At 39.2% G+C, this 17,051-nt stretch carries 18 protein-coding genes; 7 read left to right on the top strand and 11 right to left on the bottom strand.

Annotated elements, in window-relative coordinates:
* Positions 1-43 precede the first annotated feature (43 nt).
* From ftsZ to AC0JIQ_RS00630, 8 genes are all read right to left on the bottom strand, one after another.
* Positions 44-1,228, bottom strand: a complete 1,185-nt coding sequence (gene ftsZ / locus AC0JIQ_RS00665; RefSeq protein ID WP_241306458.1) for a cell division protein FtsZ — start codon at positions 1,226-1,228, stop codon at positions 44-46.
* A gap of 167 nt (positions 1,229-1,395) precedes the next feature.
* Positions 1,396-2,658, bottom strand: coding sequence for a cell division protein FtsA (gene ftsA, locus AC0JIQ_RS00660; protein WP_004659879.1), 1,263 nt, complete (start codon positions 2,656-2,658; stop codon positions 1,396-1,398).
* A 65-nt stretch (positions 2,659-2,723) separates the two neighbouring features.
* The gene (locus AC0JIQ_RS00655) at positions 2,724-3,581 is read right to left on the bottom strand and encodes a cell division protein FtsQ/DivIB (protein WP_004659878.1); all 858 of its coding nucleotides are present in this window, start codon (positions 3,579-3,581) and stop codon (positions 2,724-2,726) included.
* Positions 3,582-3,587: 6 nt separating this feature from the next.
* Positions 3,588-4,514, bottom strand: a complete 927-nt coding sequence (locus tag AC0JIQ_RS00650) for a D-alanine--D-alanine ligase (RefSeq protein WP_474202328.1) — start codon at positions 4,512-4,514, stop codon at positions 3,588-3,590.
* 46 nt (positions 4,515-4,560) lie between these two features.
* Positions 4,561-6,006, bottom strand: coding sequence for a UDP-N-acetylmuramate--L-alanine ligase (murC, locus tag AC0JIQ_RS00645; protein WP_050041164.1), 1,446 nt, complete (start codon positions 6,004-6,006; stop codon positions 4,561-4,563).
* A 13-nt stretch (positions 6,007-6,019) separates the two neighbouring features.
* Entirely contained in the window at positions 6,020-7,117 is a 1,098-nt protein-coding gene (murG, locus tag AC0JIQ_RS00640; RefSeq protein WP_474202327.1) for an undecaprenyldiphospho-muramoylpentapeptide beta-N-acetylglucosaminyltransferase, read from the bottom strand.
* 226 nt (positions 7,118-7,343) lie between these two features.
* A complete protein-coding gene (gene gshB, locus AC0JIQ_RS00635; RefSeq protein WP_474202326.1) occupies positions 7,344-8,288 on the bottom strand; it encodes a glutathione synthase in 945 nt (314 codons plus the stop codon).
* Positions 8,289-8,511: 223 nt separating this feature from the next.
* Positions 8,512-8,994, bottom strand: coding sequence for a glutathione peroxidase (locus AC0JIQ_RS00630; protein WP_005052532.1), 483 nt, complete (start codon positions 8,992-8,994; stop codon positions 8,512-8,514).
* Between the two features lie 179 nt (positions 8,995-9,173).
* On the opposite strand from AC0JIQ_RS00630, the gene AC0JIQ_RS00625 reads away from it, so the two are divergent.
* The 3 genes from AC0JIQ_RS00625 to AC0JIQ_RS00615 all read left to right on the top strand — a co-directional run bounded on the left by AC0JIQ_RS00625 (position 9,174) and on the right by AC0JIQ_RS00615 (position 10,552).
* Positions 9,174-9,626 carry a MarR family winged helix-turn-helix transcriptional regulator gene (locus AC0JIQ_RS00625; RefSeq protein WP_005060194.1) on the top strand — a complete coding sequence of 151 codons (453 nt, stop codon included), beginning with the start codon at positions 9,174-9,176 and terminating at the stop codon, positions 9,624-9,626.
* Positions 9,627-9,815, top strand: a complete 189-nt coding sequence (locus AC0JIQ_RS00620; RefSeq protein ID WP_474202325.1) for a DUF3565 domain-containing protein — start codon at positions 9,627-9,629, stop codon at positions 9,813-9,815.
* Between the two features lie 128 nt (positions 9,816-9,943).
* Complete coding sequence (locus AC0JIQ_RS00615; RefSeq protein WP_474202324.1) at positions 9,944-10,552, top strand: LysE family translocator; 609 nt, start codon at positions 9,944-9,946, stop codon at positions 10,550-10,552.
* Here AC0JIQ_RS00615 and AC0JIQ_RS00610 read toward each other — a convergent pair.
* Both AC0JIQ_RS00610 and pyrE read right to left on the bottom strand, forming a co-directional pair.
* Positions 10,502-11,425, bottom strand: a complete 924-nt coding sequence (locus tag AC0JIQ_RS00610; protein ID WP_474202323.1) for a LysR family transcriptional regulator — start codon at positions 11,423-11,425, stop codon at positions 10,502-10,504. The two genes, AC0JIQ_RS00615 and AC0JIQ_RS00610, sit on opposite strands and share 51 nt — an antisense overlap.
* Before the next feature lie 227 nt (positions 11,426-11,652).
* Complete coding sequence (pyrE, locus tag AC0JIQ_RS00605; RefSeq protein ID WP_061393106.1) at positions 11,653-12,303, bottom strand: orotate phosphoribosyltransferase; 651 nt, start codon at positions 12,301-12,303, stop codon at positions 11,653-11,655.
* A 41-nt stretch (positions 12,304-12,344) separates the two neighbouring features.
* Between pyrE and AC0JIQ_RS00600 the strand changes: the two genes are divergently transcribed.
* On the top strand, positions 12,345-13,169 hold the full coding sequence (locus AC0JIQ_RS00600; protein ID WP_474202322.1) for an exodeoxyribonuclease III: 825 nt from the start codon (positions 12,345-12,347) through the stop codon (positions 13,167-13,169).
* A gap of 441 nt (positions 13,170-13,610) precedes the next feature.
* Positions 13,611-13,961: a Spx/MgsR family RNA polymerase-binding regulatory protein gene (locus AC0JIQ_RS00595; RefSeq protein ID WP_050041173.1), complete on the top strand. Its 351-nt coding sequence runs from the start codon at positions 13,611-13,613 to the stop codon at positions 13,959-13,961.
* A gap of 65 nt (positions 13,962-14,026) precedes the next feature.
* On the opposite strand, the gene AC0JIQ_RS00590 is transcribed toward AC0JIQ_RS00595, so the two are convergent.
* Positions 14,027-14,464: a DUF2147 domain-containing protein gene (locus AC0JIQ_RS00590; protein WP_004659856.1), complete on the bottom strand. Its 438-nt coding sequence runs from the start codon at positions 14,462-14,464 to the stop codon at positions 14,027-14,029.
* 187 nt (positions 14,465-14,651) lie between these two features.
* On the opposite strand from AC0JIQ_RS00590, the gene AC0JIQ_RS00585 reads away from it, so the two are divergent.
* On the top strand, positions 14,652-15,563 hold the full coding sequence (locus tag AC0JIQ_RS00585; RefSeq protein ID WP_005219239.1) for an alpha/beta hydrolase: 912 nt from the start codon (positions 14,652-14,654) through the stop codon (positions 15,561-15,563).
* A 286-nt stretch (positions 15,564-15,849) separates the two neighbouring features.
* The gene (locus tag AC0JIQ_RS00580; protein WP_346510205.1) at positions 15,850-17,037 is read left to right on the top strand and encodes a GGDEF domain-containing protein; all 1,188 of its coding nucleotides are present in this window, start codon (positions 15,850-15,852) and stop codon (positions 17,035-17,037) included.
* Positions 17,038-17,051: the final 14 nt, after the last annotated feature.

Below are 17,051 nucleotides of genomic sequence, written 5' to 3'. Positions count from 1 at the left end.
AGGGAGCAATTATTTACCCCCTCTCTCTAAACATATGATTTTATTATTTACGCTGCTGATTTTTCAGATAGTCTTGAATACTCATTGGCGATGAACGTGGTGTAGAACTTGGCGCTGCTGTAGCAGGTGCGTCTACATTTGCACGTTTACTGATCGCTGGAACATCATCTTCATCAACTGGCTGCTGAGCAGCTGCTTGAACAGGTGCATGATGTGCAGTCACTGTACGTTTCTTATGTTCAACTTCAGATGCATTACGGGTCAAACCAGTCGCAATCACAGTGACACGTAGTTCATCACGTGCATCAGGATCAAATACCGTACCATAGAAGATTTCACCTTCATCCAAATCAACGATTTGGTTAACCACGTCGGTAATAATTTCAGTTTCACGCAAGGTGATATCATCACCACCCGTGATATTGATCAGTACACCTTTCGCATTGATAATATTCACATTATCTAATAATGGGCTACGAATCGCTTGTTCAGCAGCTTGGCGTGCACGGTCTTCGCCACGCCCTAAACCAGCACCCATCATCGCATAACCACGAGTACTCATGGCTGTTTTCAAGTCTGCAAAGTCGAGGTTAATATGACCACGATTTACAACCAAGTCAAAGATACTACGAACGGCATTTAATAATACGTCATCTGCCTTTTTATAGGCATCTTTCATTGAAATATCGCCATAAACGCTGAGTAAGCGTTGGTTTGGAATGATAATCAGTGAGTCAACATGAGCCTCTAATGCATCTATCCCTTTTTCAGCTGATTTTTGACGGCGACGACCTTCGAAATTAAACGGGGTTGTTACAACACCTACGGTTAAGATGCCCATTTCTTTAGCAACTTCAGCCACAACTGGCGCAGCACCTGTTCCAGTACCACCACCCATACCCGCAGTTACGAATACCATATCCGTACCCTCAAGGTGTTGTCGAATCACTTCACGGCTTTCTTCAGCTGCGATTTGTCCAACTTCAGGGTTTGCACCTGCACCTAATCCGCGCGTACTTTGCTCACCCAATTGGATTTTAAAAGGGGCATTCATGCTATCAAGTGCCTGTTTGTCAGTATTGGCACAAACAAATTTTACCCCTTGGATATCTGACTGCACCATATGTTGGACAGCATTACCACCACCACCACCGACACCAAATACTGTGAAACGGGCTTGACCGTTGCCATCGTCTAGTTCATCTTCTATAAATTCAAATGAGGCCATGACCTTTAGATTTCCTAATATATTAAGTGACAGTTACTTCAGCCCGTTACTGCCCTGATTTTTAAAACAACCGATGTTTAGGATGCTGTTCAATAATAGCTAGCTTGTCAAGTACAACGGCTCACTATTACAACTTCCTAACAAATTTTCCCCAAAATACGTACAACTTAAAATATAGCTTTTAATTTGCTATTTAATGCATTCCAACCATTGGTCACTCGATCCATAAAACTTCGATCATTCGATTCTTCTGGTTCTTCTACTGCATCCTGCAAATCACTTTGGCTAAACATCAATAATCCTGACGCTGTCGCATACATCGAACGGCGTAATGCGGCAAGATGTTGGTCTTCAGCATAGACCTGTAAAGGTGGATTACCTAAATGTGCAGATACTCCAAGCATACGACGTGCCAAATTCACCATACCTTCAATTTGACAAGCATCACCTGTGAGTACAACACCATGATATAAACCATGTATTGCCCCGCTATGCTCTAACTCTTCACGAATTAATGTAAAGATTTCTTCATAGCGCGCAATAATAATTTCTGCAAGCTCAATACGACTAATGGTCTGTTGTCCATCAATCGCTTGCACTTGGATCATATGGTCAGGTTTCACTACACTAAGATCAACACAACCATGTAAAATTTTAATACGTTCAGCTTCTTCAGTGGTCGTTTGTAAAACCGCTGCGATATCGCGGGTCACATTTTCACCACCACGTTGCAAGGTACGTACTAATGCTAAACGACCATCTAAATACACAGCGATATTAGTAATCCCTGCACCAATATCAACTAAACATACGCCATATTCTTTTTCATCTTTGAGCAAACTAGCTTCAGCCGTAGCTAAACTAGATACCACCATTTTCTCTACCCCGATATTCGCACCTTTCATGGCACGATCAAGGTTTTGCATGGTACTAATCGGCATCATCATCAATTGATAATGCCCTGTCATGCTATGAGCCGACATATTGACTGGGTTCTGCACCCATTCAGCCGAATCGCCTAACTCGAAGCCTAATGGAACAGCACTCGCAAGATAATAATCTGGCGATACATGGCTCGCTTTGGCTAACTCTAATGCTCTAACCACTTCATTTGTCGTAATAATATGATCATGATTAGCCACTGGTGTACGGCCTGATGCATAAAAACTTTGCAATTCAGTACTTGGAATTGACACCCATGCGCTATGGATACGACATTCAGCCATATCTTCGGCTTCAGAGACTGCATTTTTAATCGCAGCAATCACCTTATCCAAGCTCACAATTTTGCCTTTAACCATGCCTCGGTTGCGAGCAGTTGCCATGCCAATCACTTGGATCTTATCCGGTGCATGGACCTTACCAATCAAAACTGAGACTTTATGCGTCCCAATATCAATCGCAACAACTGAGGAAACAGCTTCACTCATTACTTCATTACCATATCTTTTGTTGTTTAGTACGGGCAAACTGCCTGTTATTTTCAAGCCACGTATTATGGCTTTGCCTGAATTGCCCCTGCAAGGCTTGTGTCATCAATCGTTACAACTAACTGACCGTTGACAATCTTTGGCGGGATTGCGTTTTTCCATTGAATAGCCAAGCCATTCCGATAACGCAAATCAATTGCTGAGATTTTCGACCATACAGGTTTGAGATCCGTTTGTGCCAAATGGCTTAAGCGTTGAAGCTTATTCATGGTTTGATCTTGATCAACAATAATCCGTAGACCTGAATCAAACTGCATAAACCACGTCATTCGCTCTGTTAAATACAATTCTTTTAATCTTAAATTCGCTGGATGAAACAGTTGGTTAATTTCATTATAGCGACGCATCATCATTTTGGATTGGCTGACCGGCCCATGTAAAAGTGGCAAGTTTGGATGTACTTTTAATACAGCTTCACTAAAGACATCACCATTATCACTGAGCAAACGCCCTGTTCCCCAACGCGCAATTGCATGACGCGGCATAACCCTTACACGAATCCCATTCGGCCAAGCTCGTGATACCACGACACGGTCTACCCAAGACACTTTTAACGCCTGATCTCGAATTTGCTCTAAATCGGAAGTGAAATAGTTATCTTTGATAATTGGACTTAGATATTGCACTAACTGCTGATTTTCAATATCCGAATTAGTCCCAACCACCTGTAATTGTGCGACTTTTGCATCAGTCATCACTTTATATAAGCCATATAGACCAATTGCCAATACAATAAAAGCAATGATCAACAACGCCCAGCCACCCGCATTCACCATTTTTTGTTTCTGTGAAGGCGGTTTCTCATGAATCGAGCTAATGGCTGGCCGTGTTTTACGGCGCATAGAAGCAGGGAGTTGAGCCATATATCATTAAGCCGATTGGGTTAAAGTTTGCTCTAAAATTGCAACACAGAGCTGATCGAAACTATAACCTACGGCTTGAGCTGCTTTAGGCACTAAAGAATGACTGGTCATTCCCGGTACGGTATTGACTTCTAACAACCAGAAATTGCCTTGCTCATCCTGCATTGCATCAATACGCCCCCAACCTTCCGCACCGACTGCTTGAAAAGCACGTAGACACAATGCTTGTAAGCTTTTCTCTTCATCTTCGCTTAAACCACAAGGAATGCCATATTCCACGTCATTGCGTTGATACTTTGCCTCATAGTCATAAAAAGCAACGTCTGCAGGTGGCTGTAAACGAATCACAGGCAAAGGCTGACCATTCAAGAATGAAATGGTGAATTCACGACCCGTAATCCACTTTTCAGCCATCACCACAGCATCATGCTGTGTCGCTTTTTCAATTGCAGCCGCAAAATCTTCTGCTTTCTCAACCTTGCTCATTCCGACACTCGAACCTTCGTGCACAGGTTTGATAATCACAGGCAAACCTAAATCTGCAATGACTGCATCTAGATCTGAGTCTTTCGTAATGATGCGGTATGGTGCGGTTGGTAAATCACTGCCCTGCCAAATTTGTTTGGTTTTGACTTTATCCATCCCAATCGCAGAACCTTGTACACCCGTACCAGTATAAGGAAGGTTTAACCACTCCAATACACCTTGGATCTGGCCATCTTCACCACCACGACCATGCAATACGATAAAAGCACGATCATAACCGACCAACTCAGTCACCCTCCGCTCTTGTGGATCAAATGCTTCTGCTTGCACACCTGAGCGCAACAAAGCCTCTAAAACGGCTTGACCACTATCCAATGACACAGCACGTTCAGCTGACTTCCCACCAAACAACACAGCAACTTTGCCGAATTTTGCAGCATTTGACACGTTTATATCCTTAAAACTGTAAAACTTTTATATTCACGAAAATAAATTATTTGGCATACAAACGATGCTGAGCCAATTCTACCGAAATTGCTCCCACGTTACCTGCGCCTTGTGTTAATAACAAGTCATTCGCTTGTAACACTTTTTGTAAAACATTCGGCAAATTGCCATCAACTGGATCAACTAGAATCGGTTCAACTTCACCACGTAAACGAATACTGCGTGCTAAAGCACGGCTATCCGCACCCACAATCGGTTTTTCACCCGCTGGATAGACTTCCAGTAATAACAGTTGATCCACTTGCGATAACACATCGACAAAGTCATCAAAACAATCACGAGTACGACTAAAACGGTGTGGTTGGAACAACATCACCAAACGACGGTCTGGATGGCTGGCACGCGCTGCTTTAATAGTGGCCTCTACCTCTTTCGGGTGGTGACCATAGTCATCCACCAATTTCACCAAGCCTTCGCCCACTGCAAATTCACCTTGAACTTGGAAGCGACGCCCCACTCCACTAAAGCCTTCTAAAGCACGGCAAATCGCACCATCAGAAACACCTTCATCAGTTGCCACACCAATCGCAGCCAATGCATTCAAGACATTATGCAGACCTGGTTGATTGATGGTGACGCGTAATGGCTCACGATCTTTACGCAGTACAGTAAAGTGCGATTGCATACCTTCTTGTACCACATCGACTGCACGAATATCGTTATCTTCACCAAAACCGTAAGTCAAAGTTGGACGACCAATACGGGGAAGAATTTCACGAATATTGGCATCATCACCACAAACGACTGCCAAACCATAGAATGGTAAATTATGTAAGAACTGAATAAAGGTATCTTTTAACTTATCAAAGCTACCTTCATAGGTGTCCATATGATCTGCATCAATATTGGTCACGATTGCAGCCATCGGTTGCAAATACAAGAAAGATGCATCTGACTCATCAGCTTCTGCTACGATAAAACGGCTTTCACCCAGTGCAGCATTGACACCTGTACTATTCAGCAAACCACCAATTACGTAAGTTGGATCTAGATTTTCTTCCGCCAACATCGTCGTTAATAAACTGGTAGTTGTAGTTTTACCATGCGTTCCAGCGACTGCAATACCGTGACGATAACGCATTAACTCACCTAGCATTTCAGCACGGCGTACAATCGGTGTGCGTTGTTCAATCGCGGCTTTAATTTCTGGATTTTCAGGATCAATCGCAGTTGATACCACTAGCACATTGGCATTTTTAATATTTTCAGCCGAATGCCCAATATAAACTTTAATACCATTGCTTTCGAGTTGCGCTGTGGTCTTTGAGGCTTTGATGTCTGAACCAGAAATTTTATAACCTTGATTGGCCAATACCTCGGCGATACCACACATCCCCGCTCCACCAATCCCAACAAAGTGGATATGTTTAATACGGCGCATTTCTGGCACTTTGATGAGCTTTTTGGCTTGGTTTGGATTTGTTGGAGACATAAATAAACTCGAATTACAATTTTTTAATCAGATCAACCACATGCTGAGTTGCATTCGGTTGTGCTTGTTGACGTGCTTTAATTGCCATTTCAGACAGTAGTTGGCGATTTAATAATGTGGCTAACAACTCATCTAAAACAGCGGGTGTCATATCTGCTTGTTGACAAATTTTCGCAGCGCCGACATTTGCTAAAAATTTCGCATTTGCAGTCTGGTGATCATCCACTGCGATAGGCAGCGGAACAAACACTGCGGCAAGACCTGCAGTTGCGACTTCTGTAACCGTTAATGCGCCAGCACGGCAAATAATTAAATCAGCGTCACTGTAGGCTTTTGCCATATCATGAATAAAGGGCTCAACTTGAATATTCAAACTCGAAGGCGCGCCTTGGTAACGCACACGCGTTGTATCTTGCTGATTTTGGCCACATTGATGAAACACATTCAATGGAACATTGACCTTTTTCAAAGCTTCAGGCAAACGTTCATTTAGTGCTTGTGCACCAAGTGAACCACCAACAATCAAAATATTCAGTGGTAATTGTTCTTGCTCACGGGTTTGATAACGCCATGATGGGTTCAAAATTGCAGTAATCTCAGCACGTACAGGATTACCTGTGGTCACGACTTTATCACTGTTTGCAAATGTATTTGGAAAAGCCTGACACACGGTCTTGGCAATACGCGCCAATTGGGTGTTCGTAAATCCTGCAATCGCATTCTGTTCATGGATTAACACAGGAATACCGAGTAAACGCGCTGCTAAACCACCTGGGCCTGCCACATAACCACCGAAACCAGCAACAGCATCAATATTAAGCTGCTTCATGTAGCGCATTGCGCTTAACGTTGCTTTTAGAATTTTAAATGGCGCACTCAGCTTACGTAAAATACCATTACCGCGTACGCCTTGAATATCAATTTGATAAATAGAAATATTTTGATCTTTGAGTAACCGATTTTCCATTCCTGTAGGCGTTGCTAGCCAAGAGACTTGGCAGCCATCCTGTTGCAGTTGTTTGGCAACAGCAAGCGCAGGGAAAACATGTCCACCTGTACCAGCGGCCATCATCATGACATGTTTAGGTTTGTTCTGTGGTGAATTGGTCACGGTCTAATTCTTCAACTCAAAAGAAAGTTATCGTCTATTGTTTTCGGAAGTTATTCTAATCCTAAAGCTTCATTCACGAAAAGCGAATTTCACCTGTTTACAACAGAAAGCTCAGCTTTTTTTAATTCTTTGTTGAAAACAAGGTTCTGCCAATATCCAAACACCCATTTGCACATAAATTTAATCTAAATACAAACGGGCAGTTTGGTCAAAAAATGGCGTAATCTTAGCTGTTTCGCCCTGCTTCTAGCACATCAAATAAATTATCTGCAATCGAGGTACCAAACTGAGCATCAATCTCACGAATACAGGTTGGACTCGTGACATTTATTTCAGTGACATAATTACCAATCACATCAAGACCCACAAAAACCAAACCTTTTTCACGTAGGAAAGGACCGACTTTTGCCGCAATCATTTTGTCATTTTCAGTGAGTGGGCGCGCTTGACCTAAACCACCTGCCGCCAAATTACCTCGAACTTCACCATTTTGCGGAATACGCGCCAAGCAATATGGAATCGGCTCACCATTCACCATCAAGATACGCTTATCCCCTTCAACAATTTCAGGAATATAACGTTGTGCCATGATCGGACATGTTCCCATTTCGGTGAGCATTTCCAGAGTTGAACCAATATTTACCCCATCTTGGTATAAACGGAAAATCCCCATCCCGCCCATACCATCGAGTGGTTTTACAATCACATCACCATGTTCTTTAATGAATTCACGAATTAGGCTTTGTTGTGAAGTCACTAAAGTCGGTACTTGTAATTCTGGGAATTGAGTTGCGAACAGCTTTTCATTACAGTCACGTAGCGATTGTGGTTTGTTAATAATCCACGCCCCTTCACGTTCAGCTTGTTCCAGAATATAAGTGGTATAGACAAAATTCATATCAAACGGTGGGTCTTTGCGCATCAAAACCACATCGTAGTCCGCCAATGACTCTTTGCGCTTGTCACCCAACTCATAATAGTGATCGTAATCTTCAAAGACTTTAAGCGGTGAAATCAAACCAAAGGCTTTACCCTTATCAATATATAAATCGTGTTGTAATGCATAACCCAATTCATGACCGCGACGGCTTGCCGCCCATAACATTGCCATGGTGGAATCTTTCTTGAGATTCACCGTTTCAATTGGGTCCATCACTACAAGTACACGCATAATTTAACGCTCATATTTTTAATCTTGGCAAAAAGTATAGCGAAGTTTGTTGATGTTGTTTAAACAAGTTATGTAATTATTAAATCTAAAAAATTCTAATTTATTCAAATCACTAGATTCGATTTATTTAAATAGACGATTTTCTGAGTGATAAAAATTAAAAAATTACTGGTAGATGATTTCGATACCAGTAATTTCTAAAGCATTCAATTTTATATTCAACTTATGCCAAGAGTTTTTGAATATCTTTGCTAATTTTTTCAGGTTTGGTGGTTGGTGAATAGCGTTTGATGACTTCACCATTTTGGTTAATCAAAAACTTGGTGAAATTCCATTTGATGCTTTCACTCCCTAAGATGCCTTTGGCTTCTGAAGTGAGATATTTATAAATCGGATGCGCATTTGAACCATTCACATCGACTTTGGCAAACATTGGAAATGATACGCCATAGTTACGCTGACAGAAGCTACCAATTTCTTCATTGCTTGATGGGTCTTGGTTGGCAAATTGGTTACATGGAAAGCCTAAAATCACCAAACCTTGTTGTTGATAGTCCTGATATAGCTTTTCTAAACCTTCAAATTGTGGAGTTAAGCCACATTGACTTGCCGTGTTCACCACCAATAAAACTTTGCCTTGATAGTCTGCAAAGTTCTTTTGCTCGCCTTCTAAAAGTTCAGCCTGAAAATCATAAATTGTGGTCATACAACATCTCGCTCTGATTCAATCAATCTTATTTGCCTAATAGCTTTGTCTATTTGTTCAGCTATGTGGATTAATATTGCACACAATTATATTGTGTGCAAGTTAATTATACACAATATACTTTTTATATTAATCAAACTATACTGTGAGTTCGCAAAGATGACGCTAAGGAGCAAAGCATGACTGAATTTTCTTACTTGGATAATCAAGTGTGTTTTGCAATGTATTCCGCGACCAATGCGATGATTCGTCAATATCGTCCCTTGCTTCAAGAATACGACCTGACCTATCCGCAATTTATTGTGCTATTGGCTTTATACGAGAAGGACAATGTGACGTTGTCTGAAATTGGTCAAAAGACCTTTTTTGATTCGGGCACGCTGACACCAATTATTAAAAAACTAGAAGAAAAGCAATTTTTAAAGCGCGTTGCAGTGAAAGAAGATGAGCGTATGAAAAAAGTGATCTTGCTTGAAAAAGCACTTGCTGCAAAAGATGAAATTACCTTAATTCCGTTTAAACTCGCCTGCTCTTTGGGTGTTGATCCAAATGATTTGGTGGCAATTCATAATCTATGCCATCGTTTTTTAAAGGGTTTAGAGGATTCTAAACTCGAAAGTTTGAGTGAATAAATGCAGCAAGCCATTGTTGGTTTTCATATCGATGAAGAAAATCATTGGGTTGCTGATCTCGCTTGTGGTCATACGCAACATGTGCGCCACGACCCACCGTGGCAAAATCGCCCTTGGGTTTTAACTAAACAAGGGCGTAAAGAAAAATTAGGTCTGATGTTGGAATGTAAGAAGTGCGAAGATAAGTAATTCGCATTAGAGATTTATGTTAAATGTGAAAAATTTCTAAAACTGTTTTTGATAAAAATAGGCTAATTCTATATGTCTTATGATTGTAATCTTTAGCTACCTAAAAATATTTATAGATTATATTCAAGATGTCATTAGCAGTAATTTTAAGCATGTTCATGTTTTCTTTGAGCATGTCTATTTCCCCCGGTCCAGTAAATATAACAATACTATCAACTAGCCTAAATCATGGTTTTATTAAAGCATTTCCTTTCATATCGGGAGCTACTATTGGATTTATATTGCTTTTAATATGTGTAGGATTCGGCTTTTCTAAAATTATAAATACTTACCCTATCATCTTTAAGTCATTAGAGTTTTTAGGATCCGTTTTTATTATCTATATAGGCTATAAAATACTATCATCAAAACCAAAAATTGAAATCCTTCATAATAATTCGATACCTAATTTCTTAGATGGATTCCTATTACAATGGTTAAATCCTAAAGCATGGATAGCATGTGCTTCAGGAGCTGCTTTATTTTCAGCTCCAAACACTAACGCTCCATTCATAGTTTTTATCTGTATTTACTTTCTAATTTGTTATTTATCTTTAGCCTTATGGGGAGCTTTAGGGGAAAAGTTAACTATGATATTGAGTAATAGTAAGCGTATCTTACTATTCAATAGGTTGATGGGCTTTTCTTTAATATTCATTTCTATATATATGATATTTAGTATTTTTACTTTCAAATGAACTATAAATTTTATTAATTAACAAATAGGCAATACTATTGATAGGTAAATTAGCTTGCCAAATAGCATATACGTTTAAAGGTTGTAATTCCCATTGAGGTAAAACTTTTACAATATCTCCACTAATAATGTCATTTTTAATCAAATAATTAGGAGGAGCAGCCAAGCCAACATCAAGTTTTGCTAGCTGATAAGATGCTTCCACGTTATTTACACAAACACTTGGATTATAAGTAATTTTTACTTCCTCGGCATTAGTTTTGTTTCTCAATATTCTTGAATGAGGGCGCATACTTAAACCAATCCAGCTCATTGTTTCCAAATCATATGGAGTTTGTGGCTCTTCATGAGTTTTAAGATAGTTTTTTGTCGCAACAATACTTCTAGGTATATCAAATAAATACTTAGATTTTAGTGAGCTATCCAAAGGCTCTCCTATTCTAAAAGCCACGTCTATATTTTCAAAAACAAGGTCATTTTTTTCATCATCACAAGTAATATTTATTATTAAATCAGGAAAATTTTTTATGAAATCTGTTATATGTTTCATAAAACCCCCGTGAATAAAAATAGCAGGAATTGATATATTTAACTTTGTACTTCTAATTATTGAACTTTTTCTTAAGTCATTGATACCTTGCTCATAAGTTTCTAATATAGATTTAGCTGTTTCTAAAAGTTTTTCTCCATCATGAGTTAGAGTTATTTTTCTAGTATTTCGATAGAACAATGCACACCCCAAATTTTTTTCTAATTTTGTAAGGTGTTGACTAGCTGTTGCACTAGATAAGCCAAGCGCTTTAGCCCCTTTACTAATGGAACCTATTTCAGCAATCTTAGCAAAAACTATTAAGTATCTAATGTCTTCAATCATTTCATACCATAATATTAAAGAATATCTAAAATCGACATAATAAATTTTATAAAAAATGCTTGAAATCTTTCTATAAGTATCAATATCTTAAATTAAGCCACCTTAGGATTCAGTGCACTATAACGGCTTTTTCAGTTTTCACGCTTATTTTTAAACATTATTTACAATAATCTATTACCTCAACAAAAAAAGGAAGCCTTCGCTTCCTTTTCTTTTACATCTAAAACTTAGATGCCATATTTTTCACGATAAGCCTGCATATTTGCCAATGCTTCTTTCTCGCCTTTTGCATCCAAATAATCCATCAAATCTTTCATCGTGATTAAAGCATGCACAGGGATTTCGAGTTCTTTTTGTACTTCCTGAATCGCAGAAAGCTCACCTTGACCACGTTCTTGACGGTCTAGCGCAACCAACACCCCTGCAATCGTCGCACCCGCATTTTTTAAGATCGTTACAACTTCACGAATCGCAGTCCCCGCAGTGATTACATCATCAATGATCCAGACTTTTTGACCTGCAACCGATGCACCAACCAACACACCACCTTCACCATGATCTTTGGCTTCTTTACGGTTAAAACCCCAAGGAACACTCTTGCCATGCACTTGAGACAATGCCACCGCAGTAGCAGCAACAAAAGGAATACCTTTATATGCAGGACCAAAAATCACACCAACGTTTTCACACTGAACCAATTTATCGGCATAACCTTGTGCTAACAAAGACAACGCTTCGCCATCATTGAGTAAACCCGCGTTAAAGAAATAAGGACTGACACGACCTGATTTTAAGGTAAACTCACCAAATTTAAGCACACCACGTGATAATGCGAGTTCGATAAAAGCTTGCGGATGAAATGACACAGGCGTTGTCATATTAGGTGCTCCAAATTCTTTAATTGAGGTTAAACAGACGTATGATACCAAAGGATAGCTATCCAAGTGATGTAAAAATTCTTCGAGTGGTTTCAATTAACGTAAATGGTCTACGTTCATCTGTGACCAAAGGTCTGCTTGAGTGGTTAGAACAGTCCGATGCCGATGTGGTGTGTATGCAAGAAAGCCGCATCACCCATGAACAATGGACGCATAAATTTAAACCAGAAGGTTGGTATACGCATCTGTTCCCTGCTGAACGTGCAGGCTATGCAGGCACAGCTATTTATAGCCGCTTACCTTTTGTCTCTGTGCAAAATGGCTTAGGTTTTGAATTGGCGGATTCGCAAGGACGTTTTATCACGGCGGAATTCGATTTAGGTCTGTCACACCCTGTTCATATTGCCTCGTTATACTTACCATCAGGTTCAAGCGGTGATGAAGCACAAGCACGTAAAGATTTATTTCTTCAAGAATATGCCCAAATACTCAAGCAATGGCGAGATGAAAATAAATCGATCATCGTGTGTGGTGACTACAATATCGTGCATAAACGTATTGATATTAAAAACTGGTCAGGCAATCAGAAATCATCTGGCTGTTTACCACATGAACGTGCATGGCTCGACCATATTTATGATGAACTTGGCTATGTAGATACCTTCCGTGAGGTACGAAAAGAAGCCGAATTGTATTCATGGTGGTCAAATCGTGGGCAAGCACGTGCGAAAAATGTCGGTTGGCGTATCGACTATCAAGCATGTTCTCCAGATTGGAAAGCACGGACTGCAAATGCCTGGGTGTATAAAGAACAATGGTTTAGTGACCATGCACCTGTGATTATTGATTATAAAATATGCGAATAAGTGAACACTCGTTCACTTTGACCGCCTCTTTAGCTTACATATCATGTCGTTTTTTGTGTATTTTTATTTACCAGCTGTAACGGCATTATAGCACCACGGCACAGGGAAGCGGTCAGGATGACCACAAAAGGATAGGACGCCGTAGGAAGACAAAATAAACTTAGATTAAGTTTATTTGCAAGGATGAGACATTGGACGTTGAAATGAGACCCGCATGATCAGGATGATTAGATGCGGGTTTTCTCTTTTTCAGATATTAAATATTTTTCCTCTCCTTTGTATTTAGCAATTTTGTTCAAAAAATAAGAAAGATTTAGTCATTTAATCTACGCTTAATACATAACATCGATTAACTTGATAAAAATTTTCAACTGGTACATTCCCTGCCTTTTAAGTTAGGCTTTAACGCATATCTTTCATTGTGTTGTTATGGTTTTCAGTATGTTTAAAATTTATGGAATTAAAAATTGTAATTCGATGAAAAAAGCTTTTGATGCACTACAAGCAAAAGGAATTTCTTACGAATTTCATGATTATAAAAAACAAGGGATTGATGCCGACACTTTAGCAATTTGGCTAAAAGAGATTGGCGCAGATAAGGTCCTAAATAAAAAAGGTACGACTTGGCGTAAATTAACCGAAGCAGAACAGGCACATGCAACCAGTAATCAGGAAAATTTGATTGAAACTTTAATTGCTCAGCCGAGTTTGATTAAACGTCCCGTTTTACAAACGCCTGAAGGCTTTGTAATTGGCTTTGATGAAGCGACTTATCAAGCTTTATCAGCATAAATGACCCATTAATAGAAATAAAAAACCGAGTCATGAGACTCGGTTTTTTTACGCTTAAAATGTAATTAGTTTGCACGAATCCAAGTTTGGTTACGACCAAGCGCCGCTACACCAATATAACCGCGTAATTTAAGCTTTTTACCACCTTCGATGATCTCAGCTTTCAATTTATAAGTTTTGCCATTCTTAGGATCGATAATCGAACCACCATCATAATTTACGCCACCAACATTTTTAAGGCTATGAACAATCGTTACCCCTTTTAATGTCTTGTTATGAAATGTTCCTTCGCATTTTGAACATGCATTCTCTTGACCTGGAACTAAATATTTTTGAATAGATGCTGTAAGCGTGCCATCCTTCAGCTCCGTAAATTTCACGATCGCTTTTGGCTGTTTTGTTTCATCATCAATGGTTTGCCATACTGAGCCATTTAATGCATCTGCAGCATTGGCAAAAGTTGTTAAACCGAGCAATCCAAATGCTAAAGCAATTTTCTTCATTTTTGTAATATCCTTAAGGGGTCTTTTCAAGACTAAGAGTATTGAGAATTTCTATCAATATTGCAATTCTTGATTATGACTATTGGGTATAGCCTGAGCAACAACAAAACATTGTTGTAATTACAGTGCAAGGCACACGAGTCAAAACTCTCTTAGTTATATACTGACCTAACAATATGGAAAAATTATGAAATTTGGTACTGTTTGGAAATATTATTTTACTGAATCATTACTAAAAGCGACCATTCGTACGCCGAGTCAGTTTAATTTAGCCCCGAATGCTTTGCGACCTTTATTAGACCAACTTTGTCGTCTATTCCCTCAAAATCCAACAGTACAAATTCGGCCATTGCGCTTAGCAGGCGTGCGTGGTGAAGAAATCAAAGCACAAGCTTCTGCCACACAGCTTATTTTCCATATTCATGGCGGCGCTTTTTTCTTGGGGAGTTTAAATACGCATCGTGCTCTCATGACTGATATTGCTGCACGCACGCAAATGCAAGTGGTTCATGTGGATTATCCATTAGCCCCTGAACATGCTTTCCCTGAAGCAATTGATGCAATTTTTGACGTTTATCAAGCACTATTGGTACAAGGTATCCAACCTAAAGATATTATTATTTCGGGTGATTCTTGTGGTGCCAATCTTGCGTTGGCATTGTGCTTACGATTAAAAGCACAACCTGACCTCATGCCAAGCGGTTTAATTTTAATGTCACCCTATTTAGACCTGACCCTCACCAGTGAATCATTACGCTTTAATCAAAAACATGATGCCCTGCTCTCTATTGAAGCCTTACAAGCAGGAATTAATCATTACTTAAAAGATGGTATTCAAGCGGATGATCCGCGTGTTTCTCCTCTATTTGATGATCTTAAAGGCTTACCGCCGACACTGGTGCAAGTCGGCTCAAAAGAAATTTTACTAGATGATTCAAAACGCTTTAGAGAAAAAGCAGAAAAAGCTGGAGTCAAAGTACACTTTAAACTTTACACAGGCATGTGGCATAACTTCCAAATGTTTAATGCTTGGTTTCCAGAAGCCAAACAAGCTTTAGCAGACATTGCGGATTTTGCTCATGCAATTGATCGTGATTAAAACATAATTTGATGATTGTGCAGAAAATGGTCAGCTATGTCTGACCATTGTCATTCTTAATTCCTTTTTGTCATTATAAGAACAAACTGATCGAATATTTAGATTAAGCTTCCTTTTTCAAAGAATTTTTCCTCTCCTAATTTACATTAAAAAGCACATAGCTAGACTTCCTTCTCATTCTAAAGGTGCTATTGTTATTTTAATAATCGTTTAATAATGTTTTTGATGACGAATTTACACTAATAACGTTTCTTAGGAATCTCATTGCATATAAGGAAGCATGCCAATGATGAAGATTCATTTTAAGAGATTAGTTGACAGAGAAAAATGGAATTTCTCGCAGTTCTGGGAACATGAACCATTAATTAATTGGAACATGTTAAAGAAATGTATTCTGTTGCTAATCTTAGCCTCACTTATGAGTCTATTTGGAATTATTTGGGACAGTTTTGTCCTGCTCAATCCATTTACATGGCAATGGGTAAATTTACCGTTGGTTCGATCTAAACTTTGGACCAATGTAATCATGCTTTTTGTCTTTTTAAGTTTGATTGTGCCCTGCTTTATTTATAAAGATAAATCTTGGGTACAAGAAATTATTCCGATTTTAAGCGTACAGGTCTTTACTGTTTTACTTTGTCATACAGGCTATCTGATTGGGAGTTTTAGTCCTGCAACCATGGTTGCGTATGTTAGTGTCGTGGGAGTAGGTCTGGTTCTGTTTGATCGTAAAATGATTTATTGCGCTCTAGTGCCAGCAACAATCGCACTGCTGTTTTGTAACTTTTTAAGTATGTATGGTGTACTACAATATGCACCGATATTTAAGCTAGAAGTCCTGAATCAAGCTCAAATGCATCCTTTTTGGGTTGGCAGTATGTTTTTCTTCTTATTGCCAATTTTAATTGCTTGTTTGCTGCTATTTGAAAGTCTGCTCAAACAATGGCGAATTAGAGAAACGGCTATTCAAGTACTCAGTCGTTTAGATCCGCTCACCAATGTGATGAATCGTCGCAGTATTAGCAATCACTTAGAGCGCTTACATCAGCAACCAAATCAACTGTACTCGATTGTATTACTCGATTTAGATCATTTTAAAAATATTAACGATCATTTTGGGCATAGCGTTGGGGATCAAGTGTTGGTCAATGTTGCAAAATGTTTGGCGAATAATTTACGTGACCGAGATATGATTGGGCGCTTTGGGGGCGAGGAATTTATTTTATTATTGCCAAATACTACGCCTGCACAAGCACAAAATGTGGCGGAGCGCTGTCGCTTAGCGATTAGTGAGTTAAAATTTACCTCAGAAGATCATCAAGAGTTTTCAATCAGTGCCAGTTTTGGAATCAGTAGCACCCTCAGTGCCGATGAACCTCACCTAATTATTAGTCAGGCAGATCAAGCATTATATGCGGTAAAAGCATCTGGTCGAAATCAAGTCAAAATTTTTACTGAACTTTTCTTAAATTAATCCAATAAAGGCAT

Source organism: Acinetobacter sp. FB (assembly GCF_056033405.1).
This window is presented reverse-complemented; position numbering and strand designations above follow the sequence as displayed.